Annotated in this window: 20 protein-coding genes; 12 read left to right on the top strand and 8 right to left on the bottom strand. The window is 37.4% G+C overall.

Annotation, left to right across the window (positions count from 1 at the left end; translation table 11 throughout):
• Positions 1-2 precede the first annotated feature (2 nt).
• Complete coding sequence (locus tag NDQ75_RS08455) at positions 3-293, bottom strand: hypothetical protein (protein WP_202027039.1); 291 nt, start codon at positions 291-293, stop codon at positions 3-5.
• 280 nt (positions 294-573) lie between these two features.
• Between NDQ75_RS08455 and NDQ75_RS08450 the strand changes: the two genes are divergently transcribed.
• From NDQ75_RS08450 to NDQ75_RS08425, 6 genes are all read left to right on the top strand, one after another.
• Positions 574-2,259, top strand: coding sequence for a M23 family metallopeptidase (locus tag NDQ75_RS08450; protein WP_202027038.1), 1,686 nt, complete (start codon positions 574-576; stop codon positions 2,257-2,259).
• A 10-nt stretch (positions 2,260-2,269) separates the two neighbouring features.
• The gene (locus NDQ75_RS08445) at positions 2,270-4,699 is read left to right on the top strand and encodes a TonB-dependent receptor (protein WP_202027037.1); all 2,430 of its coding nucleotides are present in this window, start codon (positions 2,270-2,272) and stop codon (positions 4,697-4,699) included.
• A 3-nt stretch (positions 4,700-4,702) separates the two neighbouring features.
• Positions 4,703-5,335, top strand: coding sequence for a hypothetical protein (locus NDQ75_RS08440; RefSeq protein ID WP_202027036.1), 633 nt, complete (start codon positions 4,703-4,705; stop codon positions 5,333-5,335).
• 187 nt (positions 5,336-5,522) lie between these two features.
• Positions 5,523-8,300, top strand: a complete 2,778-nt coding sequence (gene uvrA / locus NDQ75_RS08435; RefSeq protein WP_202027035.1) for an excinuclease ABC subunit UvrA — start codon at positions 5,523-5,525, stop codon at positions 8,298-8,300.
• 144 nt (positions 8,301-8,444) lie between these two features.
• A complete protein-coding gene (locus NDQ75_RS08430) occupies positions 8,445-9,089 on the top strand; it encodes a peroxiredoxin-like family protein (RefSeq protein ID WP_202027034.1) in 645 nt (214 codons plus the stop codon).
• Between the two features lie 524 nt (positions 9,090-9,613).
• Entirely contained in the window at positions 9,614-10,762 is a 1,149-nt protein-coding gene (locus tag NDQ75_RS08425; RefSeq protein WP_207190412.1) for a hypothetical protein, read from the top strand.
• 171 nt (positions 10,763-10,933) lie between these two features.
• On the opposite strand, the gene NDQ75_RS08420 is transcribed toward NDQ75_RS08425, so the two are convergent.
• Together NDQ75_RS08420 and NDQ75_RS08415 are read right to left on the bottom strand one after the other, a co-directional pair.
• The gene (locus NDQ75_RS08420; RefSeq protein ID WP_202027033.1) at positions 10,934-11,245 is read right to left on the bottom strand and encodes a hypothetical protein; all 312 of its coding nucleotides are present in this window, start codon (positions 11,243-11,245) and stop codon (positions 10,934-10,936) included.
• Positions 11,246-11,664: 419 nt separating this feature from the next.
• Positions 11,665-12,300, bottom strand: a complete 636-nt coding sequence (locus NDQ75_RS08415) for a hypothetical protein (protein ID WP_202027032.1) — start codon at positions 12,298-12,300, stop codon at positions 11,665-11,667.
• A gap of 214 nt (positions 12,301-12,514) precedes the next feature.
• On the opposite strand from NDQ75_RS08415, the gene NDQ75_RS08410 reads away from it, so the two are divergent.
• Both NDQ75_RS08410 and NDQ75_RS08405 read left to right on the top strand, forming a co-directional pair.
• On the top strand, positions 12,515-13,345 hold the full coding sequence (locus NDQ75_RS08410; protein ID WP_202027031.1) for an N-acetylmuramidase domain-containing protein: 831 nt from the start codon (positions 12,515-12,517) through the stop codon (positions 13,343-13,345).
• Positions 13,346-13,517: 172 nt separating this feature from the next.
• Positions 13,518-14,078, top strand: coding sequence for a hypothetical protein (locus tag NDQ75_RS08405; RefSeq protein ID WP_202027030.1), 561 nt, complete (start codon positions 13,518-13,520; stop codon positions 14,076-14,078).
• Between the two features lie 22 nt (positions 14,079-14,100).
• On the opposite strand, the gene NDQ75_RS08400 is transcribed toward NDQ75_RS08405, so the two are convergent.
• From NDQ75_RS08400 to NDQ75_RS08380, 5 genes are all read right to left on the bottom strand, one after another.
• Positions 14,101-14,943 carry a 5-oxoprolinase subunit C family protein gene (locus tag NDQ75_RS08400; protein ID WP_202027029.1) on the bottom strand — a complete coding sequence of 281 codons (843 nt, stop codon included), beginning with the start codon at positions 14,941-14,943 and terminating at the stop codon, positions 14,101-14,103.
• The gene (pxpB, locus tag NDQ75_RS08395) at positions 14,927-15,661 is read right to left on the bottom strand and encodes a 5-oxoprolinase subunit PxpB (protein WP_202027028.1); all 735 of its coding nucleotides are present in this window, start codon (positions 15,659-15,661) and stop codon (positions 14,927-14,929) included. Before pxpB ends, NDQ75_RS08400 begins: the two co-directional genes overlap by 17 nt.
• The gene (gene pxpA, locus NDQ75_RS08390) at positions 15,654-16,382 is read right to left on the bottom strand and encodes a 5-oxoprolinase subunit PxpA (protein ID WP_202027027.1); all 729 of its coding nucleotides are present in this window, start codon (positions 16,380-16,382) and stop codon (positions 15,654-15,656) included. The genes pxpB and pxpA overlap by 8 nt, the downstream gene beginning before the upstream one ends.
• Before the next feature lie 125 nt (positions 16,383-16,507).
• Positions 16,508-18,043, bottom strand: coding sequence for a YifB family Mg chelatase-like AAA ATPase (locus NDQ75_RS08385; RefSeq protein ID WP_202027026.1), 1,536 nt, complete (start codon positions 18,041-18,043; stop codon positions 16,508-16,510).
• A gap of 110 nt (positions 18,044-18,153) precedes the next feature.
• The gene (locus tag NDQ75_RS08380) at positions 18,154-19,806 is read right to left on the bottom strand and encodes a sodium/sugar symporter (RefSeq protein WP_202027025.1); all 1,653 of its coding nucleotides are present in this window, start codon (positions 19,804-19,806) and stop codon (positions 18,154-18,156) included.
• 241 nt (positions 19,807-20,047) lie between these two features.
• Between NDQ75_RS08380 and NDQ75_RS08375 the strand changes: the two genes are divergently transcribed.
• The 4 genes from NDQ75_RS08375 to NDQ75_RS08360 all read left to right on the top strand — a co-directional run bounded on the left by NDQ75_RS08375 (position 20,048) and on the right by NDQ75_RS08360 (position 23,726).
• Positions 20,048-20,344, top strand: a complete 297-nt coding sequence (locus NDQ75_RS08375; RefSeq protein WP_202027024.1) for a cupin domain-containing protein — start codon at positions 20,048-20,050, stop codon at positions 20,342-20,344.
• An 81-nt stretch (positions 20,345-20,425) separates the two neighbouring features.
• The gene (locus NDQ75_RS08370) at positions 20,426-21,040 is read left to right on the top strand and encodes an alpha-ketoglutarate-dependent dioxygenase AlkB family protein (protein WP_202027023.1); all 615 of its coding nucleotides are present in this window, start codon (positions 20,426-20,428) and stop codon (positions 21,038-21,040) included.
• Between the two features lie 452 nt (positions 21,041-21,492).
• The gene (locus NDQ75_RS08365; RefSeq protein ID WP_202027022.1) at positions 21,493-22,188 is read left to right on the top strand and encodes an SDR family NAD(P)-dependent oxidoreductase; all 696 of its coding nucleotides are present in this window, start codon (positions 21,493-21,495) and stop codon (positions 22,186-22,188) included.
• A 113-nt stretch (positions 22,189-22,301) separates the two neighbouring features.
• Positions 22,302-23,726: an L-serine ammonia-lyase gene (locus NDQ75_RS08360; protein WP_202027021.1), complete on the top strand. Its 1,425-nt coding sequence runs from the start codon at positions 22,302-22,304 to the stop codon at positions 23,724-23,726.
• The last annotated feature ends 21 nt before the right edge of the window (positions 23,727-23,747 follow it).

Below are 23,747 nucleotides of genomic sequence, written 5' to 3'. Positions count from 1 at the left end.
TTTTATTCGGATAACTGCGTAATACAGTAGTCTATTTCCCGAATTAAAGTATTTATTTTAAGCTTAGCTTCCGTTTTATTTTCATTACTGCCAAGCATTGAATTTGCCATTTTGAGCGATTCATATTTTGCTTTCCAATCTTCAATGGAATTAGCCAATTCATTATTTTCCTGCTTCGAAGTTGTCAATTCCTGTCGTAATTTTTTATTGGTTTGTTGTTCTTGTTGCAATTTATCAAGCAACTTACCAACCTTACTTTCCAGAGAATCAACAATTTCTATAATCTCACTCATACATGCAATATTCAACGCATATCTTTACAAAGTTAATATACCTTTATATACTTCACAATACTTTATAAAAATTTCTTTTTAAGCTTTATTTAGCAATTTTTAACCGTATAAAAATGAAATAAACTTATTTTTTGCTAATAAAACTATTCAGAATTTTAAAATATCGCTTAGACCAAGCTATAAACTTTAATAACACTAAGATAATGAAAAATGCGTTTTAACCGTAGTTTTTTCTTCTTTAATTATCTATTATCTATTTTTGCCGTATAACATTTTTTTCATGCGCTATCTGTTTTTAACACTGGTTTTAGGTTGCCAGTTGCTTTTTTCCCAGAATAAGTATCCACAAGATTATTTCGGTTCTCCGGTGGATATTCCCATCGTATTAGCAGGTACATTTGGTGAGTTTCGTTCCAATCATTTCCATGCTGGAATTGATATTAAAACGCAACAAAGGGAGGGATTGGACATCTATACTACCGCAGACGGTTATGTGTCTAGAATTAAAGTACAGACTTATGGCTACGGAAAAGCTGTTTACGTTACGCACCCGAATGGCTACACCACTGTTTATGGTCATTTACAAAAATTTTCACCTGAAATTGAAGCGTATGTGAAAGAACAACAATACAAAAAACAATCCTATGAAATAGAGCTTTTCCCTACTACTGATAAATTTCAGCTTAAAAAAGGCGAATTAATTGCTTTAAGCGGAAATACAGGCGGTAGTGGCGGTCCGCACCTTCATTACGAAATCCGGGATGAGAATTCCAGACCTATGAATCCACTTCTGTTTGGATATAACATTAAAGACACTAAAGCGCCCCGTGTAATGGGTGTTTATGCGTATGCTGTTGGGGACACTTCCGCGGTAAACAATTCCAATAAAAGAATAGAACTAAGGCTTACCAAAGAAAATGAAAACACCTATATTGCTGATAAAGTTGAAGCTTTTGGAGCAATTGGATTGGGTGTTGAAACTTATGACCAATTGGATATGGCTTACAACAAAAACGGTCCTTATAAAATTTGTACTTCCGTAAACGGAACGGTGAATTTTGAATATAACTTCGAAAAATTTTCTTTCGATGAAAGTAGGTATATTAACACCTTGATTGATTATTCTACTTACATAGATAGCAGAACCCGAATACAAAAATGCTATATAGAACCCTACAACAAGTTGAGCATTTATAAAAACCGGGAAAATAGCGGTCTCATCTCCATAAATGAAGGAATGTCTTACCAAGTCACTTTGGAAGTATCCGATTATGCTCAAAACACAACCACTATTGTTATTCCAGTGGAAGGAAAAAAGCAGGAAGTTACAAAGCCTGTGAAAAATCCTAATAACGGACAATATCTGGTTGCTGGAAGAGACAATATTTTTTCCGTCGGAAAGGCTTCGGTCTATTTTCCGGCAAACACTTTTTACTACGATTTGTTTATTGATTTGTCCGAATACGAAAACGGTATTATCATTCACAACGATAGAACGCCAGTGAAAAGCAACTATACCATCAGCATGGATATTAGTGATTTAGAGGAAACGGATAAAGACAAACTTTTTATTGCTCATGAAACCGATGAAGGCAATTATTATTACGAACACACTTACCGCAAAGGAAACACGCTAAGCACCCGCACAAGAGATTTGGGTAAGTTTACTATTGCTAAAGACACAGTAGCTCCCAAAATAAGGCCTTTGAACTTTCGGGATGGCCAGTGGCTATCTAATTTTCGTTACATAAAATTGAAAATTACCGATGATTTAAGTGGTATTAATTCTTACAGGGCAACTATAAACGGCGAATGGGTGTTAATGGAATATGAGTACAAAGAAAATACCATAACGTTCGACTTAAGTGATGTTGATTTTAATGTAGAAGCACATAATTTGGAAGTGATTGTTACCGATAATGTAGGAAATAGTACTACATTTAATGCTGAATTTTATATGAAATAAACCCGCATCATTGAATTTCACTAAAGAACTATTTTTTTTTCTAATTCTAGCTTCAGCAGTAACTTCCAGTTTTGCCCAAACAGCAACCTTAACTGGAGTAGTGCTTGGTGAGGACTCTACCCCTATTGAAGATGTAATGGTAGCTTCCACTGATGGAAATACAAAAACTAACGAAAATGGTTTTTATCAGCTAATAATGCCTTCAGAAGAAAAAATCACGGTTACATTTAGTCACGTTTCATTCGAAAAAACATCACTCACCATTCAGTTAAAAAACGGGGAATATTTCGAGTTTAACCCCGTGATGAAGACCGAAATTGAGCAAATTGGTGAGGTGGTGGTTTCTTCCAGAAATCAGAAAAGTGTTGAGGGCATACAAAATATAGAACCTGAGGTAGTTCGTTCCATACCCGGTGCCAATGCAGGAGTAGAAAATATTTTGAAAACGCTTCCCGGGGTTAATTCCAACAACGAGTTGAGCACTCAATATGCGGTAAGGGGTGGCAATTATGACGAAAACCTCGTGTATGTAAACGAAATTGAGGTGTACAGGCCTTTTCTCATCCGTTCAGGGCAACAGGAAGGTATGAGTTTTATAAATACCGACTTGATTCAGAATATCGATTTTTCGGCAGGCGGATTTCAATCGAAATATGGCGACAAGCTTTCTTCTGTGTTGGACGTTACTTACAAAACCCCTCGTCAATTAACCGGCGGTGCTCATGCAAGTTTTCTAGGAGGAAGTGCATTTTTAGGCACGGCTTCCAAAGACCAAAAGTTCACAACACTCACTGGAGTTCGTTACCGAAACAATAGCTTACTTATTAACAGTACCGATGTGGAAAGTAATTTTAATCCGGTTTTTGCAGATGCACAGACATTTTTAACGTATCGGTTTTCAGGCAGGTTTCAACTACAATTTTTAGGAAATCTATCTTTAAATGAATACGATTACCAGCCCCAAAGTCGCCAAACTACCACAGGAACTTTTGACAGGCCCATTGCTATTCGTGTGGATTATATCGGCGAGGAAGAGGATTCTTACAAAACCGCTTTTGGAGCGCTTAAAGGGAATTATAAATTGAATGAAAAAACCACTTTAAAATTTATAGCTTCATTATTTCATACTGAAGAAAAAGAATATTACAACATTGCTTCAAGATACCGAATAGGTGAAATTAATCCTGAAATGGGAGGTTTGGTGGAAGATTTTATTGAAGTCGGCAGGCAATTTGAATACGCCCGAAACGACCTTGATGCAATTATTTTCAACCTTCAACATAAAGGGTTTTATGAAATAGATGAAACTACTGTAGAATGGGGTGTAAAATACAGCTACGAAAAATTTGATGACCTTTTGGATGAATTTGAAGCTATTGACACCACGGGATTTACTAATGACTCCATTTCGTTCCCAAATGCTTGGGAAATTCCATCTTTTAATAATATAAATGCACAAAACAACACGGAAAACAATAGAATATCCGGTTTTGCCCAATGGAGCAAGCTTGCCTATCTAGGCGATGCGAAAGTGTGGTTAAATGCTGGAGTTAGGGCGCAGTACTGGAATGTTTCTGGTGACAGTATATCATCGCAATCACACTTCATTGTGAGTCCGAGGGCGCAGTTTTCCATAAAACCCGATTGGGAAAAAGATATGCTCTTTAGAATTGCGGGCGGAGTGTACCAACAACCTCCATTTTACAGGGAACTTCGTGATAGCACAGGTACTGTTCAACCAGATGTTAAAGCACAAAAATCTTATCATTTGGTATTGGGACACGACTATAGTTTCAAATTATGGGACCGACCATTTAAGTTAATTTCAGAAGCTTACTACAAATATATTGATGAAGTAAATCCGTATACTCTGGAAAACGTACGTATCCGCTACGCTGCCAACAACAATGCAGTGGCCTATGCTTACGGATTAGACCTCAGATTAAACGGTGAATTCGTACCCGGTACCGAATCTTGGGTAAGTTTAGGCTATCTGAAAACTGAAGAAAACATAGAAAATAACGGTTACATTCCTAGGCCTACCGACCAACGATTGAAGTTTGCCGTGCTGTTTCAAGATTATATCCCAAGCATCCCCAATGTAAAATTGTACTTAAACGGAGTTTACAATACCGGTGTACCCGGAGGGTCACCAAACTATGCTAATCCATACGAATACCAAACAAGGCTACCATCCTATAAACGATTGGATGTAGGAGTTAATTATGTGTTTGTAGATGGTAAGCAGAATGTTAAACCTGGACATTGGACCAACAAATTCAAAGAAATTGAGGTAGGCTTTGAGATTTTCAATATTTTTGACATCCAAAACACCATAACCAATACGTGGGTAAACGATTATTACACTAACCGACAATACGCTATACCCAACTACATGACCGGAAGAATATTTAATATTAAAGCAGGATTGAGGTTTTAGATAATGAAGAAAAACATTTTTTACGTTTTAATTGTACTGATACAGTTTACGGCATTCGGACAGAAAACAATTTACCAAAGTGACGCTTTTGAAGAGATGAGCAAAGACCATAAAATGGTAGCCATTCTTCCTTTTGATGCACGATTGGAACTAAAAAACAAAGACTTAAGTGAAGCAAAGCTTAAAGAATTACAGGAGAAGGAAGGTTATGAAGTTCAAAATGCCTTGGAAACCTATTTCCTAAAAATGCATAAACGGAAAGATTACCGTATCGAGTTCCAAGACATTAAAAACACCAATGCCCTGCTTGCCAAAGAAGGTATTAACTTAATGAATTTGGATATTTACACCACCCAGGATTTATGTAAAATACTGAATGTGGACGCCATAATTTCCGGTGACCTTGCCTTGAATGCCCTTATTTCTAAAGGGGTTTCTACGGATTTTGACTTTATTTCCTTTATCTCCGGAACTTCCGATTATGGAAGAATCGCTATTAAATTAAGTGATGGAGATACAGGTAAATTACTTTGGAAGTACGAAAAAGTGATTACCAGAAAATCAGGGAAGAACACTTACGACATTATCGAAGCAATGATGCGCAAATCTACACGTAAATTTCCGTACGATAAGTAATCGGCTAAAGCCAAGTTGAAAAACCTAAAAGCTGCAAATAACAGCTGCAAGAAAAAATTAATTCCAGAGGATGGAAGTCAAATTACTAAAATTATATCCTTAGCATTCCAATTCCAAAAACTTCTCCCAAACATTCCCTTCTAAACATAACTGGAGATTCTTATCTTTGTTTTTTGTTAAAATTGCTATGACAGACATCAACAAAGTTAACCCGAAAGAAAACATAATTATAAAAGGGGCTAAGCTCCACAATCTTAAAAACATAAACGTTGTTATTCCCCGAAATAAATTGGTGGTTATTACCGGTTTATCAGGTAGTGGAAAATCTTCCCTTGCTTTCGATACGCTTTATGCGGAAGGCCAACGACGTTATGTGGAAAGTCTTTCGTCTTATGCCAGACAGTTTTTGGGGCGTCTAAACAAACCAAAAGTAGATTATATAAAAGGCATTGCACCGGCAATTGCCATAGAACAGAAGGTAAATTCTACTAATCCACGTTCTACCGTGGGAACGACTACCGAAATTTACGATTATTTAAAGTTATTGTATGCTCGCGTGGGCCGCACTTACTCCCCTATTTCTGGAAATGAAGTCAAGAAAAATACGGTTACTGATGTTGTAAATCATGTAAAATCGTATGAAGAACGCACAAAACTTTTGTTGTTGGCGCCCGTTCATATTCCAGAAGATAGAAGTGTTATAAAAACTTTGGAGATTCTCTCGCAACAAGGATTTGCCCGAATAAAATACAAAGAGGAGGTTCTAAGGATTGACGAGATTGAAAAGGAAATTGATCATGATTTCTTTTTGGTGGTTGATCGAATTGTGGTTAAAGATGATGAGGATTTCTACAACCGATTGGCAGATGCTGTGGATACCGCTTTTTTTGAAGGCAAAGGCACTTGCATAATTGAAAATGTAAGTACTGGGGAACAGATGCATTTCAGCAATAAATTTGAACTGGATGGAATGCAGTTCTTGGAACCCAACGTGCATTTGTTCAGTTTTAATAATCCGTACGGAGCTTGCCCGCGCTGCGAAGGTTACGGCGATGTAATTGGTTTGGACGAAGAACTGATTGTTCCCAACACCAGTCTGTCTATTTACGACAATGCCATTTTTGCTTGGCGGGGCGATAGCATGAGCTGGTACCGCGATCAGTTGGTAAACAATGCCTATAAATTTGACTTTCCCATCCATAAACCTTGGTATGAACTTACTGAAGAGCAAAGGGAATTGGTTTGGAGTGGTAATAAATATTTTACGGGGCTGACTGATTTTTTTGCTGAATTGGAAGAGAAAAGTTACAAGATTCAAAATCGGGTGATGCTTTCTCGATACCGTGGAAAAACTAAATGTTCTCTTTGTAAGGGAAAACGGTTACGGGTTGAAGCGAATTATGTAAAAGTTGGCGATAAAACTATTACCGATTTGGTAGAAATGCCACTTCATAAATTACAGCAGCATTTTAAAGAACTTGAGCTTTCTAAAAATGATGAAGCTATTTCCAACCGATTATTAAAGGAAATCAATAGCCGACTCGAATTTTTGAGTAATGTAGGACTGGATTATTTAACGCTGAACAGAAAATCCAACAGCCTTTCCGGAGGGGAATCCCAGCGAATTAATCTTGCCACTTCTTTAGGAAGTAGTTTGGTTGGCTCCATGTATATTTTAGATGAACCAAGTATTGGTTTGCACCCAAAAGACACAGAAAAACTAATTTCCGTGCTTCAATCGTTACGGGATTTGGGAAATACGGTGATTGTGGTAGAGCATGACGAAGACATCATGAAAGCAGCTGATGAAATTATCGATATTGGTCCGGAAGCGGGTACTTTAGGTGGAAATGTTGTGGCTACAGGCACATTTAACGAAATCCTTCAGAATAATACATTAACCGCCAACTATTTAAGCGGCGCGGATGAAATTGCCGTTCCCAATAAACGGAGAGTGAGCAAAAACTTCATTAAAATTAATGGCGCTCGGGAAAACAACCTAAAAAACATCGACGTTACATTCCCATTAAACACCCTAACCGTGGTAACAGGTGTTTCGGGAAGTGGTAAAAGTACTTTGGTAAAACGAATCCTTTATCCTGCTATTTTAAAGGAAACTGGCGGATTTGGTGAAAAAATAGGAGAATTTACGGGAATTGAAGGGAAATACAGTTCGCTTACTTCCGTTGAATTTGTGGATCAAAATCCGATTGGCCGTTCTTCCCGATCCAATCCGGTAACCTACATCAAAGCCTACGACGACATTAGAGCATTATTTGCCAAACAAAAGCTTTCCAAGCTTCGTGGTTATCAACCTAAACACTTCTCTTTCAATGTAGATGGTGGGCGTTGCGAAACCTGTAAAGGGGAAGGCGAAGTGACCATAGAGATGCAGTTTATGGCCGATGTTCATTTGGAATGTGAAACCTGTGGTGGGAAACGCTTTAAAAAGGAAGTGCTGGAAGTAAAATTCCAAGACAAAAACATCGACGATATTTTAACAATGACGATTGATGATGCGGTAGCTTTTTTTAGTGAACATAAGGAAACTAAAATCGCTTCCAAATTACAGCCGTTGCAGGATGTTGGTCTTGGGTATGTTACTTTGGGGCAATCTTCCTCTACGCTATCAGGTGGGGAAGCGCAACGTATTAAACTGGCTTCTTTTTTGGTGAAGGGACAAACGAAGAACAAAACCCTCTTTATTTTTGATGAACCTACTACTGGACTCCATTTTCATGATATAAAAAAGCTTTTAAAATCGTTTGATGCGCTGCTGGAGATTGGTCATTCCATCATCGTGGTAGAGCACAATATCGATTTAATAAAGTGCGCCGATTATATAGTTGATTTAGGTCCGCTTGGTGGAGAAAAAGGCGGGAATTTATTGGCATCCGGTACGCCCGAAGAAATCAGTAAGGTTAAAGCAAGTTTCACAGGCAAATATCTTAAGGAAAAGATTTAAAACGTTTTTACAAGTAATTAAATCGTCTGATTTTGAAAAGTTTATCACTGATTCAGGGAACATTAACACAAGCTTAACGCCTTATCTGTAAGCGTTCGCGAAGATAATCGTCTCAATTGATATAAAACTTTAAAATTTATATCAATGTCACTAACAACAGACTTACAACAATTAAATCAAAATAATAGAGAGAAGATTCCAAATGAAGTTTTGGAGGTTATGGATAAGGCTACAAATGATTTAAAACAAAAGCATTTAGCCGAAAAAACCATACAAAAAGGTGACACATTTCCTAACACTACTTTGCCAAATGCGAAAGGTGAAAAAGTTAGTTTGAAAGAACTTAACTCTGATAAAAAATTGATTATTTCATTTTACCGTGGCGGTTGGTGCCCTTATTGTAATCTGGAATTAAAAGCATTACAGAATTCTTTGGAAGAATTTAAAGCCAATGGTGCCGAATTGGTAGCTATTTCTCCAGAAACTCCCGATAACTCCCTATCTACTTCAGAAAAAAATGAACTCGATTTTGAAGTTCTAAGCGATGTGAACAATGTTTTCGCTAAAGAACTCGGACTCGTTTTTGGGCTTCCCGAAGATTTAAAAGCTATTTACGACCAGTTTGGAATTGATGTTAAAAAGCACAATGAGAATGATGATTATGAATTACCAATGCCCGCAACCTTTGTGTTGGATGAAAATGGAAAGGTAATTTATCAATTTGTAAATGAAGATTATACAAAAAGAGCTGATACAGAGGAGATTTTAAAAGCAATTAAAACCCAATAATTCGTTAAAATCTCACCCAAAAAGTCTTTGGCACGTTGTTTGATTTTAGTTAATCAAATTTCATAGTTGATTTTTTTTGGTTGGTTAGTTGAGAAAACTCCGTCACGTTTGAAACCCAAACAGCGGAGTTTTCTTTATTATGGATAAACTATTTTATTGATCGTTAGGTTAATTAGTCCTTATTTGTTGTTAAAGAGCTTGCGGTCAGGCTGAGCTCTCGTGCTGAACATTGCTTCAGTATGTCGAAGCCCATCATGGAACTTTATTTTGCTCTCATTTATCAAAACTAATAGAGCCATATCGAAATCTCAAAACTTGTTTAGCATAATTTTTTTCAAAATAACTTAATAAATACTTACTGATTATCAATAAAATACAGTCAAACATATCTTTTCTTCAATTTTTGGCACGCACTTTGATTTCTTTTTAACAACAACCGATAAAAAGTGATTTTTTTAGGATAAAAGGCTAAATAAGCTCTTCATATTAAAACTCACTTTCAAAGGACTTAAAAAATAGAAATCATGAGAAACACATCGTACATAACTATTCTTTTCCTCCTTGTAGCAGGAACTGGGTTTGGAAAATCCAACATCCATAATCCGTATAACAACAATAGCAACTCCTTCATTTTTAACGAAAATAACATTACGTTTTCCGTATACCCTGATGGAGAATTCGATTTTTATATCGATAACCGAGCTAGTGTTGGTGCTAGTGTGCATACAGGCAATGTTAGCATCACTTTTAATTCGGGATACCAATACGGACCTTATGTTCAATATGATGATTATGGAGCGGTTATTCAAGTAGAAAACACCCCCATTTACTATGATTTCTACGGAAGGGTAAGTCAGATTGGAAATGTAAACATATTCTATCGTGGTAATTATGTAAACCGAATTGGCGGATTGAATATTTATTATAACAATAGCGGCGTTTACTCGCATTGTACAGGCTATATAAATGTTTACAACCGAGTATATGTGTACAGACCGTATCATCATTATTTTGTAAGACCGAGACCGGCGTTTTGCATGGTATATTATCAACCATATAGAAGGTATTACAGACCGGTACGCTATACGTATTACAGACCCTATCGAAATAATTACAGAAGGTCGTATGCTTCTTTAGGAAGAACGTATCACTATAAAGAGCGTAATTCCAGAAGAGCCGTTTATAATAACGACAGACGAGTTTCAGCAAGAAACGATTATAAAACCCAGCGTTCTGTTAGAAGTAGAAGTTTGGACTATGAGAACAACAGAAGTAGTACCAGCAGAAGTTCTAGTAACGCAATTAGAAACAGCTATACCGCCTCAAGGGAGAGTAATTCCCCTCAAAGAAGCTCAGCGAGATATAGCACTAAAAATGATTCAAGAAATAACGTTTCCCGCAGTAGTGGTTACAGTAGAACACCAAATGTTTCTACCAACAAAACGTCAACAGCTAGAAGAAGTAGCGCTTCGACAAACAATTCGAGAAGTGCCGTTTCTAGTCAGAATAGCAGAAACACCGCTAGATCGAGCAGTCGTAGTCCTTCGAGCAACCGTGTGTCTTCCGGTAGGACAAAAAGCTCGAGCAGTGCTGCAAGAACTTCCAGATCTACATCATCAAGGTCTTCTTCAGCTACCCGATCTTCAGGCAGAAGTAGTAGCAGAAATTTGTAAAACACAGTTAGTTGTTTAGTTCGTTAATAATGAACTCATCTTGACTTTTTCCATTTCCTAAAAAATGATTGAAATTTGTCAAGATGAGTTCAAAAAGAGATCCGCAGACTTATGTTTGCGGATCTCTTGCTGTTAACTGCTTAATAATTATAAAGAAATAACAATTTCACCTTAGCTTTTTAACCTCTCCTTCTCCCTCGCATTTATTACAAACCCCGTAATAAAACAGCCATACATGACGTAATTGGAAATCAGCAATATAAATTCATATACTATTGCGGAAAATTTTAGCTGCCTGGCAAAAATAAATATGGGCATGGTAACCAAATTGAAGAACAGGATGCCGACCGTTATCCAAAAAGGCAGGGTTTTATAAAATGTAAGTATCTCATCACTCTTTAAAATGGTGTACAGATATGCAAATATGGCTCCCAAAGTGAGCAGAACACCTGCATACATATGAGGACCTAGCCACGATTTCATAAGATTTTGATAGTCTATCAAAGAAATAATTACAAAGACAGTGTAAACAAGAATAAAAAAATTAATAATTTTTACAAATCCATGCTGTTTAAGTAACTTTTTGTAATAAAAAAGATAAACGTAAAATGAGATTATTGAATAAATCGCACCTATCCATATCGTGGTATTTTTAAGTTTTTCCGGAAGGAATTCTAATAAGGCTTGCAATATCGGCTCTTCATACCTATAGTTTAATGTCACAGCAAAAGTTAATATCTCTTGAGCCACTGTGAAGTACAAGAAGTACAAAATTAATTCTGAAGCCGTATTTTTATAATACTTGAACTTCAAGCTTCCAATCAATAGAGCTAAAATTTCAATAATATAAATAGGAACTCTAAATAGAACAAAATTATCCCCCATAAATCAAAATTATAAGGCTATTCCCCATAAGGAGCTGGTGGGTCCCTATGTCCACCATAATCAAGTGGCTCTACCTCTTGTAAATCCTGTGAACCTGGAGGATAAGGTAGAGGCGCATCAAAATTTGGTAATATGTTTGCTTCCTCTTTCCCTTTTCTACTTGGAGTACCCGTTGGAGTTATAAACGTAGTTAAGGTATTGGGTTTTATTTGGTCAGTTTCCGGTAAAACGGCTACATAAATTCTAAAACCATCTACTTTTCCTCCTTTACTTTCAACAGTCTTTTTAGAATTGTATATATATGTAAGAAGTTCATCTGTGGAGTACCAATTTGAAAGTGCCACTTTAAATTTATAAGACTTTTCACCATTGTCATTTTGGTTTACTTTAGAGTTGGAACTAGATTGATCTGGATCCTGGTCCTTTTCTTCCAACATTCGCTCTAGTTCGTCAATCCTCCTATATAAAGAGTCCATATCATCCTTAAAAAGTTCACTGGCAATTTTAGCTTCTTTTACTGGAAGTAAATGTTCTTTAAGATCTACAGGTTCAAATTTTAAGTAATTGCCTTCTTTCTCTTCAGCAAACTTACATGAGTGCAAACAAATTGTAACTAGTGCAATAACTAGCAATTTTAAATAGTTGGTTTTCATTATGTTAGTTTTTTTTGGTTGTTGTAGTTTAGCCTTTGCTAAACCTTCACTAATATAAAACATTTTTTTTCGCTAATCCTATTAATTATCAGTAACTTATAGCTACAGCAAAAATTAAAATACTGAAAAACAGCTATTTGCTGATATCCAAGTTTGCAAAAAGGGGAAAAAACCTCTAATTTAATCGAACATAATCAACAATACGTCTAAGTTTATGAAAGTCCTTCGATACAAATCTTACGATCCATCGGTTTATTTATTAGAACAAATCCTATCCAAAATGGGATACGACATTGTGGTTTCCAATTACTTTGGAAAGGATACAGACCGTGCGGTGCGGGATTTTCAACAGAAGAATGACTTAGTTATAGATGGTATTGTGGGGGTAAAAACATGGAGTAAGCTATTGGCGATGGAAAAAGGGCTTTTTGAACATACCAATAAATTACTTTCAGAAAAAGATTTAATAAATTTTGCTGAAAAATTTGACTTGGAACTAGCTTTGGTAAAAGCTATTAACGAAATTGAAAGTCACGGCAAAGGTTTTTTGATTTCGGGCAGAGCCAAGATTCTATTTGAAGGTCACGTTTTTTGGCGGGAACTTAGAAAAAGAGGGATAAATCCTGAAAAATATGTGTCTGAAAAAACAGATCATATCTTATATCCTAAATGGACCAAAAAATTTTATGTGGGCGGCGAAGGCGAATATTTACGGTTAGAATTGGCAGCTTCCCTGGAAGAAAATTCCATTTTTTACGAAGCCGCTCATGCAGCTGCCTCATGGGGATCGTTTCAAATTATGGGCTATCACTATTCGTCGCTAGGTTACGAAAGTATGCAACGTTTTGTAGCTGCCATGCAAACCCATGAAAGGGAGCATTTAAGAGCATTTGGAAAGTTTTTACAAGCCAACAATCTTTTAATCCCATTGCGGAAAAAGGACTGGGATGTTTTTTCCCGAGGTTACAACGGCCCTTCTTATAAACGAAATGAATACGATAAAAAGTTGAAGCTTACTTATTTTAAATATTTGGGATTTAGTTAAACAATTATTATTCAATAACGAGATAAGTCATTTTCTTTAAAAATCGTATTCTAATTCAAATTTGTTAATATCTATTTCATCGATAAAAAACGAACCAAAAAATACGTTAATAAGGAATTTTCCCCTTTTACATATTATTTATTTACTGCATCTTGAAACAAAAATAAGCAAGATGGAAAAAAACAGCCCTTTTTTAGACGTTTACAACCGAATTAATACCAAAACAAACACCTCCTTAAAACGAATTAAATTCCTTTTAGAAAATGATGATATCACAGCTTCGGACGAATTGTACTCTTTTTTAAATGAAATAGAGGACTTGTTACGAAGAAATAATATGGCTGCCTTTACTGATATTGCCACCTACCGAACCAATTTCTGGTCCTCTCGCGTGGCTTTCGATCAGCGTGTTCCTCAAAAGAAATTTCAACTGCAAAAGGCGTCGGAGTTGTTGCCCAACATTTCACAAACCTTAGAAGGTGTCTTACAGCCGATAAAAGATAAAATTGATCTTGCCAAAAAGGAAATTACCGCTTTGGCTGTTAAAGCATTTGATAGCAATATGATTCAACAAAAGAAAACAGAAGAATTTTCAGCTTTTATTGAAAATCTCTGGGAAATATTCCTTCAGCACGATAATTTTAAAGAAAGAGCGCTATTCGTTTCAAATACACTTCATACAACTGATATTCATTATCTATTAACGGAAGCCATTCAAACCCAAGAAAAATAAACAGGAGTATGGTTAAACGCTACTACTCTTGCAAAGAAAACAGAATCTCATCGTTGGTTCTTTTCTGCGCCAGCAAGGCGATTCCTTCTTCAGAAAGTTGCAATATTCTAGGATATCCTCCCGTGGTTTGGGCATCTTTCATTAAGATTATCAACTTTCCCGAAGGTGTAAATTGCACCGTCCCAGGCAAGGTGGCGGATGTTAGAATAGAATATTTATGCGGAAACAATTGTTGTTTCAACTGACATGCCATTCGGTTATTTTCTTTAGCTACGTTAAAAATACCGCTTAACACTTGTTTTCTTTGGTCTTCAGTTAACAAATGAAATTCCGGACCTTTAAAAACAGTAATCTCCTTCTCCTTAAAGTTATGGTCGGCTCCCGGCAAATGCTCCAGATCTACAATCTCTTTAAATTCTTTTATGTCTAGCGTTTTCCCGACTTCCAAGTGCGAAAATTCTGTAAGAGAAACATACCAAGATCGGCTTCCCAACACTTCTTCTGTCATAAAACCACCCTTAACCGCCAAATAACATCGAATTCCACTTGTTAGCTTTCCAAATTCCAGTACATCTCCCCTTTTCACACGGTGAACCTCATCATTATAAATTTCTTTTCCATTTAGGGTGGGGGAAATCATAGCCCCGCTTAAAGCAATAAGTGTTTCCACCTGAAATTCTAATTCTGGTCCCGTCATCGTTATTTCCATAACGGCATCGTTCTCATCATTTCCCAATAACTTATTGGCAAACTTGGCGGAAACAGCATCCATAACACCGCTAACTGGCACTCCTTTATCACGATAATGAAACCTGCCTAAATCTTGAATAGTGGAATATAAACCGGTTTTATTTACCTGTATCATCGAGTTCGTATGTTTTTAAATGAAAAATATTGGCGTCCACTTGTATGGTTATCAATTTATGTTCGTCACGGTCAATCGGGTAAAACTTAATTTTATCCCCAACACTTACCCCACACGGATTTTCGTGTTCGGTGTTAAACACTTTAACGGGGGAATTTCCAATAATATTCCAGCCGCCTGGAGATTCCTGCGGGTAAACTCCTGTTTGCTCACCGCCAATCCCCACAGAACCTTGCGGTATTTTCAATCGGGGAGTACTCCTTCTTGGGTGATGCAATGTTTTTTTCAGTCCGCCCAAATACATAAAGCCAGGCAAGAAACCAATACAATAAATCGTATAAAGTGGCTCGGTATGCAGTTCTACAATGCGTTCGAAAGGTAACTTTTTTTCCATGGAAAATGCTTCCAAATCAATTCCAAAGCCTTCATCGTAGCATACGGGAATATGCCATAATTTACGTTGAACTTTTGCAGAAGTGTACGTGCTGCGGTAAATATCTTTTAATTGGGAAGTCAACGATTCATGATTAATTTCCTTGGCGGAAATGATTGTCAACGAATTATAGGCAGGAATAAGCTCGTATCCCTCCAACGCTTCTTCCACCATTTTTTTAAATTTTATGATGTCGTTCAACACCTCTTCATTGACCATACGTGGCCATTCAATGAGCAATGCCCGTGGTCCAAACGCTCTATATTCAAGTTTAAATTTATTCAACGTGTACAGTTTCTAGGTGATTATAAAGAAATTCAACTATTTCTGAAGCATTGTCGGTATCGGAATGGACACAAAAGGTTTCCCCTTCAATATAAACCGTTTCGTTTTGAATGGTTTCAACCGAGTTTCGGTACGCTATATTTTTAACCTGCTTCAAAATAGCTTTTTTACTCGTGAGCACAGCATTAGGAAGCTTTCGGCTTACCAAAGACAAATCGTTATTGTAAGCACGATCTGCAAAAGCTTCATATATAATTTTAAAACCATTTTGAGTTGCTTTTTCGGCAATTACACTTCCATAGGGGACATACAGCTCTTTGTTTTTAAAATCCTCGATGGCTTTTAAAAAAACCGCCGCTAGATGTGCATCTTTTGCAATATCGTTATAAAGTGCGCCGTGCGGTTTAATATGTTGCCAAGTCGCTTTTTCTTCATTAATGGCTAGTTGAAAATCCGTTAATTGACTTTTTATGGATTGAATTAATTCTTCTTCGGAAAGGGGCAACGATTTCCTTCCGAAGTTTTCTTTATCTGGATACGACGGATGCGCACCAATAGCAACGTCATGATTTTTCGCTAAATTGATTACGTATCTCATAGAAGCTTTGTCCCCAGCGTGCCCGCCACAAGCAATATTACACGCTTGAATAAACGGCATCAACGAAGACTCATTATCAATCCCCTCTCCTAAATCGCAATTTATGATGATTTTCGACCTCATTTCCAGCAGACTAGTCAATTTTTAACATTAAAGATAGGATAACTTTAGTGATTGTCTAAATATTACCGCTTAAAAGTGCACTGAACAAACTTTTAGCTTTGCACTTTCAACATTTAACTTAAGAATCACCCCAACCAGCCGTCCCTGTCTAAACTTCGATATTGAATGGCTTCGGCGATGTGGTTGCCGGTAATGCTTTCTTCATGATTCAAATCGGCTATAGTTCTTGCAACCTTTAAAATCCTATCGTATGCCCTAGCCGATAAATTGAGCCTTTCCATAGCGTTTTTAAGCAATTCCATGGAGAGATTATCCAGTTTACAAAACTCCCGAATTTGTTTGGTATTCATCTGTGCATTGTAATGAATGGTGGGTAAATCCTTAAACCTTTTTGTTTGCAGTTCTCTTGCTGCCGTTACCCGTTTTCTTATTTCTACACTACCCTCCCCTTTTCTATCTTCGGAAAGTTTCTCAAAAGGAACCGGTGTTACCTCAATATGTATATCGATTCTATCTAAAAGCGGTCCAGAAATCTTTCCCAAATACCGTTGCATTTCTGCTGGGGAAGAAGTCACAGGAGCATCAGGATCATTAAAATAACCACCCGGACTCGGGTTCATACTGGCTACCAACATAAAACTGGAAGGATAAGTAACCGTAAACTTTGCTCTCGAAATGGTTACTTCGCGGTCTTCCAATGGTTGCCTCATTACTTCCAAAACGCTTCGTTTAAATTCTGGCAGTTCGTCTAAAAACAAAACCCCATTATGCGCCATGGAAATTTCTCCTGGCTGAGGGTAAGCACCGCCACCGACCAATGCGACATCGCTAATTGTGTGGTGCGGACTACGAAACGGGCGCTGGTTCATTATACCTGTGTTTATGGTTCTTCCGGTAACGGAATGTATTTTAGTGGTCTCCAAAGCTTCACTCATCGTCATTGGTGGTAAAATGGAAGGCAATCGCTTGGCAAGCATGGTCTTTCCCGAACCGGGCGGACCGATAAGTATGATATTATGGCCTCCAGCAGCCGCAATTTCCATGCTTCTTTTAATACTCTCTTGTCCTTTTACATCAGCAAAATCAAATTCGGGAAAGTTGAGGGCTTTGTAAAATTCTTCTTCAATATTTACAATGGTTTGCTCCAAAGGTTCACCTTTATCAAAAAAATCGATTACTTCCCGAATGTCCTCCACACCATACACTTTCAATCCATCAACAATAGCGGCTTCTTTGGCGTTTTCCGCAGGAAGAATAAAACCTTTAAATCCTTCTTCCTTGGCATTTATGGCAATTGGCAATGCGCTAGTTATAGGCTGCAAAGTTCCATCGAGGGAAAGTTCACCTAAAATCAAATAATCTTCCAGTCCGTCGGCTTTAATTTGTTCAGAAGCAGTCAAAATACCGATGGCCAATGTAAGGTCATAAGCCGAGCCTTCCTTACGCATGTCCGCTGGAGCCATGTTAATGGTTATTTTCTTTCCTGGAATTTTATAACCATTATACTGCAGGGCGGCGGCAATTCTATAATTACTTTCTTTGATAGCATTGTCTGGCAAGCCCACTAAATGATACCCAATTCCCTGTCCGATATTCACCTCTACCGTAATTGTAGTTGCTTCGATTCCAAAAACGGAACTACCATATACTTTTCTTAACATAGAATATTTATTACGTTTTATATAAATATACTATAAAAAAGAAAACCCCAGCAATAACCAGGGTTCATATCTAAATTTATTATTGAATTACTTAAATGCCAAAGGGAAATTTAACTCCAGAACATTGAATATAGTACTACTAAAACAATCATTACCGCAAAAGCACCTACATTGAAAATAGGTCCTGTTTTAAATACTTTTTTGCTTAACTGAATTCCATGTGGATCTTCTGCTCCTTTGTTCTGAAGCAAGCTTACAACAATCATTACTAGCGCTGTTAACAGGAAAGTAAAGCCCATCTGATTCATAAATGGAATATCTACGAAAATCGCACTGTCTGACCATCCTTTAGGAGCAACCTTGAAATACATGGCGATTGGAATGGAAACCAATGCTCCAATAATTGCAGCCTTGTTGGTAGTTTTCTTCCAGAAAAGTCCTAAAATAAACACTGCCAAAATACCCGGACTCACAACACCTGTATATTCCTGAATGAACTGGAATGCCTGGTCTATTCCTCCTAGAAGAGGCGCCATGATACAACCTACTAAAAGTGCTACCCCGGCAGAAATCCTTCCAACGTTTACTAAGCTAGACGAGCTCGCAGTTTTATTAATGTATTGTTTGTAAATATCCATCGTAAAGATGGTAGATGTAGAATTAAGCATCGAAGCCAATGATGAAACAATAGCTGCTGCCAATGCTGCAAAGGCGACTCCTTTTAATCCTACAGGTAAAAATTGTAACAACCAAGGATAGGCTTTATCTGCTTGATCAAGAGAAGGCAAGTTGTTGTTGGCAACCGCTCCCAAATTAGCCATAATCTCTGGATCGTTTATAATTACGTAAGCTGCAATACCTGGAATTACCACTATTAATGGAATAACCAATTTTAAACAAGCTGCCAATAAAATACCTTTTTGAGCTTCCTTAAGCGATTTTGCCGCCAAAGTTCGCTGGATAATGTACTGGTTAAAACCCCAGTAATATAAATTGGCAACCCACATTCCCCCTACAAGTACACTAATACCCGGCAGGTTTACATATTCTGGGTTAGATTTATCAAGAATCATAGCGAAACGCTCTGGAACGCGGTCATACACCGTTTCCAAACCAGCAATTACCCCGTTTCCTCCAGAAACAGTATCTAACGCCAAATAAGTAGTTACCAAACCACCTAAAACCAAGAACACTACTTGAATAACATCTGTCCATGCCACCGCTGAGAGCCCGCCATACAACGAGTAGGCAGCTGCAAAAAGTGCCAATCCTATAACTCCGTAAATCATGGGTATTCCCATTATGGTCTCCAACGCCAACGACCCTAAATAAAGTACAGAAGCCAGGTTAACAAATACATAAAGTGCAATCCAGAATACTGCCAAAATGGTTTTTAAGTTGGTAGAATATCTTTTTTCAACGAACTCCGGAATGGTATACAATCCCTTTTCAATAAAAATAGGGAGGAAAAACTTTCCAACAATTAGTAGTGTTAAAGCCGCCATCCATTCATAAGAGGCGATTGCCAATCCCGAAGCAAATCCAGAACCAGACATCCCAATAAATTGTTCAGCAGAAATATTGGCCGCAATTAAAGAAGCACCAATAGCCCACCACGGTAACGATTTACTAGCTAGGAAATAATCTTCTTCATTTCTTTCATGTCCGTCTTTAGATCTGGACATCCATAAACCTACACCTAAGATTAAAATGGCATAACAAACAAATACCATGTAATCCCAGAAACTAAAAGTTGATGTCATACGTTTTCAAGTTAAAATTTAAATTAATTGCGAATATAAAGTATTTGAAGAAACTTAATTATGATTTCCGCAATTAAAATGTGGCATTTCCAATCAAAATGGTAACATTTTGTTGCAAATAAACATTCTAAATTCACATTTATATTTTTCAACATTAAAAGAAGTTTCTCTAAATGAAATCGATAGGTGCTTTCTACAATATATTCTATTTCGTATTTTAGTAGAACACTATTTTACAGTTATGGTACTTCAAGAAATTAAATCGAAATTAGATGAGGCGAAACATCCTGTCGCCAAATCCATCCACCAAGGAACAAATTTTAAAGTATTGGGCATAGGCTTTAAAAAAGGGATGGTTTTAAAAGAACACAAAGCCAATATCACTTCCAAGCTTACGGTTTTGGAAGGTTCGGTGGTGTATAAAGAAGGAGATAAAAATATTACTTTGGAAAGATATGAGGTCGTTGATATTCCTGTGGATGTATTGCATTCCGTAGAAGCAATTGAAGACAGTTTATGCTTGCTCACACAAGGATAGTTTCAATAGTAAATTACCTCGGTACAAGCCTTGGGGTATTATACCCTTTGGCGGTGCCAATAAAATTCCTCAAAAAGTTTAATGGATCTTTTTAATACTCTTCCGGTTAACGAGCAAAACCTTCTTCCTAAAGATGGAGAAGTATATTATCACGGATTTTTATTCAGTAAAAATGAAGCCGATGCTTATTTTGAAGCACTGCTTTCCTCTATTCAATGGCAAAATGATGAGGCGATTATCTTCGGAAAAAGAATGGTTACCAAACGTAAAGTGGCTTGGTATGGCGACCATTCGTTTAAGTACACCTATTCCAATACTACAAAAGCTGCTTTGCCTTGGACACCCGAGTTACTTCAGCTAAAAAAAGCAACCGAAAAAGCCACCAAAGAGACCTATAATTCTTGTTTGTTGAATTTATATCACGACGGAAGCGAAGGCATGGCATGGCATAGTGATGCGGAAAAAGACCTTAAAGACAACGGGGCCATTGCATCGTTAAGTTTTGGCGCCACTAGAAAATTTGCTTTTAAGCACAAAGCCACCAAGGAAAAAGTTGATGTTGTATTGGAAAACGGAAGTCTTTTAGTAATGAAAGGAACTACGCAAAAGCATTGGCTGCACCGATTACCCCCTACCAAAAAAGTAGCTAATCCTCGAATTAATCTCACTTTTAGAACTATTGTACCGAACAATTAAGTAAGAATAACCCGGTGTTTAGGTTGCATCACCTTCTATTCGGGCTTTTTCATTATCCATTAATCTACTAATACTATGCTTTACGGTTATTTAATGATATTTTTAGCTTTACCAACTCCAATTTTTAGCTTAAAGACCGAAGTTTTTGGGTCTTTAAGCCAAAGATTTAGGTTAAGTAACCTAAATTTTGACCTTTTTTTATAGAAATTTCGGTTACTTAACCTAAAAACTTCGTTAATCAACCTCAACACTTCAGTAATTAACCTCAACAATTGGTTAAAAGACCTAAACATTTAGGTCTTGGAGCTGAAATTTTAGGTCTAACACCTAAAACTTACCGTGTTTACCTCCTGCTTTTTCCTCGGATAAAATTCTATTGGTTCGGCAATTCCTAAGATCATTATTCTATCTCTTATCGATTTCTTATCTTTAAGCTAAAAAGAAAAAATTGTATGGAAAATTATTTGGTTATCGGGGGGTCCTCTGGTATTGGGAAGGCTATTGTGAACCTTTTAGCTAATGAAGGACACAAAGTGTACGCAACGTATAATGCTACGGAAATGGAGGATAGCGAACAGGTTTCGTACCATAAATTAGACGTTTTAGCAGATGAGTTAGACCTTGATTTCCTTCCGGAAGAGATAAATGGAATTGCTTACTGTCCCGGAAGTATCAACCTTAAACCTTTTAACAGATTTAAAGAAAAGGATTTCTTGGAAGATTATAAACTTCAGGTGTTGGGTGCTACGAAAATCATTCAGGAAATACTTCCAAAATTAAAAGCAGTGGAAAAAAGCTCCATTGTATTTTTCTCCACCGTGGCGGTGCAACAAGGTTTCAATTTTCATTCGCAAGTCGCTATGTCTAAAGGTGCTCTTGAAGGACTTACAAAAGCCTTATCTGCCGAGTTTGCGCCGAATATTCGGGTAAACGCTATTGCGCCAGCCTTAACACAAACACCCTTGGCGGAAAGGCTTTTAAATTCTGAACAAAAAATAAAGGCCAATTCAGAAATGAGTCCGTTAAAAGCCTTAGGACAACCCGAAGATATCGCTGAAGCTGCCGTGTATTTGCTTACACCAAAGTCGAAATGGGTGACCGGGCAGATTTTCAAAATTGATGGTGGCATGTCTACAGTGAAATTATAGCCATCTAAAATTTGAATTTTGAAAAAGGTTATTATTAGAAAATAACTTTTACAATCCTTAACATAAACATTCATAACAAAATGTATATTTGCGACCGCTAAAACGATTGCGTTATGGAGTGTATTAGTGTTTTCGACATGTTAAAAATTGGTGTGGGCCCTTCCAGTTCCCATACCCTTGGGCCTTGGCGAGCTGCAGAAAGATGGATTTCCGAATTAAAGGAAAACGGTTTTTATAATGATGTGGCATCAGTTAAAGCTCATGTGTATGGTTCTCTTTCCCTTACCGGAAAAGGACACGCCACCGATATTGCCATCGTTATGGGTTTATCTGGAGCCGATCCCGTACTTTTTCCTATTCAAGAAATTGATGGAATCGTTCAGAAAGTTAAAAATGATCATATCCTGAACTTTAACGGAGAAAAAGAACTGAATTTTAGTTTTAAAGACCATATAATCTTCCATCGCGACTTTCTTCCATTTCACGCCAACGGAATGACTTTTGAAGCGACATTGACTTCAGGAGAAAAGAAAGAAGAAACGTATTACTCTATTGGTGGCGGATTTGTAGTAAAGGAAGAACTTATTCATGCCAAAGAAAACCTACAAACCTTAAAAACATTCCCGTTCCCAACGCAAAAAGGAACCGAATTATTACAGTATTGCCAACAAGAAGGGAAATCTATTTCTGAAATAGTAATGGAAAATGAACGTTCACTGCGAACGGATGAAGAAATAGATGAAGGACTCCAAAAGGTTTGGGATACTATGCTGGAATGCATGTTTACAGGATGTCATACAGAAGGAAATCTTCCCGGAGGATTAAACGTACGCAGAAGAGCTTTTGATACGCATAAAAAACTTATTGGCGATTTACCTTACGAAACCCCGCAGGAATGGTTGGAAGTAATTAGAAAAACCGAAGTTAAATTCCGCCAAATCCTTAAATGGGTGGGTTGTTTTGCTATTGCGGTAAACGAAGTAAATGCATCTTTGGGGAGAGTAGTTACCGCCCCAACCAATGGAAGCGCAGGAGTAATTCCCGCCGTACTAATGTATTATTTGGTGATTGATAATCACAACGCCGGATTTAAAGAAATTAAACAATTTTTACTTGTAGCCGGTGAAATTGGCAGCATTTTCAAGAAAGGAGCCACCATTTCTGCCGCTATGGGCGGTTGCCAGGCCGAAATCGGTGTTTCCTCTGCGATGGCAGCGGGAGCACTTACTGAACTCTTGGGCGGCACGCCAGAACAAGTTTTAATGGCTGCGGAAATTGCCATGGAACATCACTTGGGGCTTACTTGCGACCCTATTGGCGGACTCGTACAGGTGCCTTGTATTGAAAGGAATTCTATGGGAGCTATTAAAGCAATCAATGCCGCCGAACTGGCTATAGATTCAGATCCAAAAAATGCGAAAGTGCCATTGGACAAAGTGGTGAATACCATGTGGGAAACGGCCAAAGACATGAATTCCAAATACAAAGAAACTTCTGAAGGTGGACTTGCAGTTGGTGTGCATTTGAGTGACTGCTAATTAAAATAAAAAAGCTGCCCC

The organism is Galbibacter mesophilus (genome assembly GCF_023721415.1).
Lineage (GTDB): Bacteria > Bacteroidota > Bacteroidia > Flavobacteriales > Flavobacteriaceae > Galbibacter > Galbibacter mesophilus.
Note: the sequence above shows the minus strand (reverse complement) of the source record. Positions and strands in the feature narration are given on the sequence as shown.

Bases quoted from the DNA above. Each gene is read 5' to 3' on its own strand.
- NDQ75_RS08425 (WP_207190412.1), top strand. From the start codon at position 9,614: ATGAGAAACACATCGTACATAACTATTCTTTTCCTCCTTGTAGCAGGA.
- NDQ75_RS08420 (WP_202027033.1), bottom strand. From the start codon at position 11,245: ATGAAATCGTGGCTAGGTCCTCATATGTATGCAGGTGTTCTGCTCACT.
- NDQ75_RS08440 (WP_202027036.1), top strand. From the start codon at position 4,703: ATGAAGAAAAACATTTTTTACGTTTTAATTGTACTGATACAGTTTACG.
- NDQ75_RS08375 (WP_202027024.1), top strand. From the start codon at position 20,048: ATGGTACTTCAAGAAATTAAATCGAAATTAGATGAGGCGAAACATCCT.
- pxpA (WP_202027027.1), bottom strand. From the start codon at position 16,382: ATGAGGTCGAAAATCATCATAAATTGCGATTTAGGAGAGGGGATTGAT.
- NDQ75_RS08360 (WP_202027021.1), top strand. From the start codon at position 22,302: ATGGAGTGTATTAGTGTTTTCGACATGTTAAAAATTGGTGTGGGCCCT.
- NDQ75_RS08370 (WP_202027023.1), top strand. From the start codon at position 20,426: ATGGATCTTTTTAATACTCTTCCGGTTAACGAGCAAAACCTTCTTCCT.
- NDQ75_RS08400 (WP_202027029.1), bottom strand. From the start codon at position 14,943: ATGATACAGGTAAATAAAACCGGTTTATATTCCACTATTCAAGATTTA.
- NDQ75_RS08405 (WP_202027030.1), top strand. From the start codon at position 13,518: ATGGAAAAAAACAGCCCTTTTTTAGACGTTTACAACCGAATTAATACC.
- NDQ75_RS08415 (WP_202027032.1), bottom strand. From the start codon at position 12,300: ATGAAAACCAACTATTTAAAATTGCTAGTTATTGCACTAGTTACAATT.
- NDQ75_RS08385 (WP_202027026.1), bottom strand. From the start codon at position 18,043: ATGTTAAGAAAAGTATATGGTAGTTCCGTTTTTGGAATCGAAGCAACT.
- NDQ75_RS08410 (WP_202027031.1), top strand. From the start codon at position 12,515: ATGAAAGTCCTTCGATACAAATCTTACGATCCATCGGTTTATTTATTA.
- NDQ75_RS08450 (WP_202027038.1), top strand. From the start codon at position 574: ATGCGCTATCTGTTTTTAACACTGGTTTTAGGTTGCCAGTTGCTTTTT.
- uvrA (WP_202027035.1), top strand. From the start codon at position 5,523: ATGACAGACATCAACAAAGTTAACCCGAAAGAAAACATAATTATAAAA.
- NDQ75_RS08380 (WP_202027025.1), bottom strand. From the start codon at position 19,806: ATGACATCAACTTTTAGTTTCTGGGATTACATGGTATTTGTTTGTTAT.
- NDQ75_RS08455 (WP_202027039.1), bottom strand. From the start codon at position 293: ATGAGTGAGATTATAGAAATTGTTGATTCTCTGGAAAGTAAGGTTGGT.
- NDQ75_RS08430 (WP_202027034.1), top strand. From the start codon at position 8,445: ATGTCACTAACAACAGACTTACAACAATTAAATCAAAATAATAGAGAG.
- NDQ75_RS08365 (WP_202027022.1), top strand. From the start codon at position 21,493: ATGGAAAATTATTTGGTTATCGGGGGGTCCTCTGGTATTGGGAAGGCT.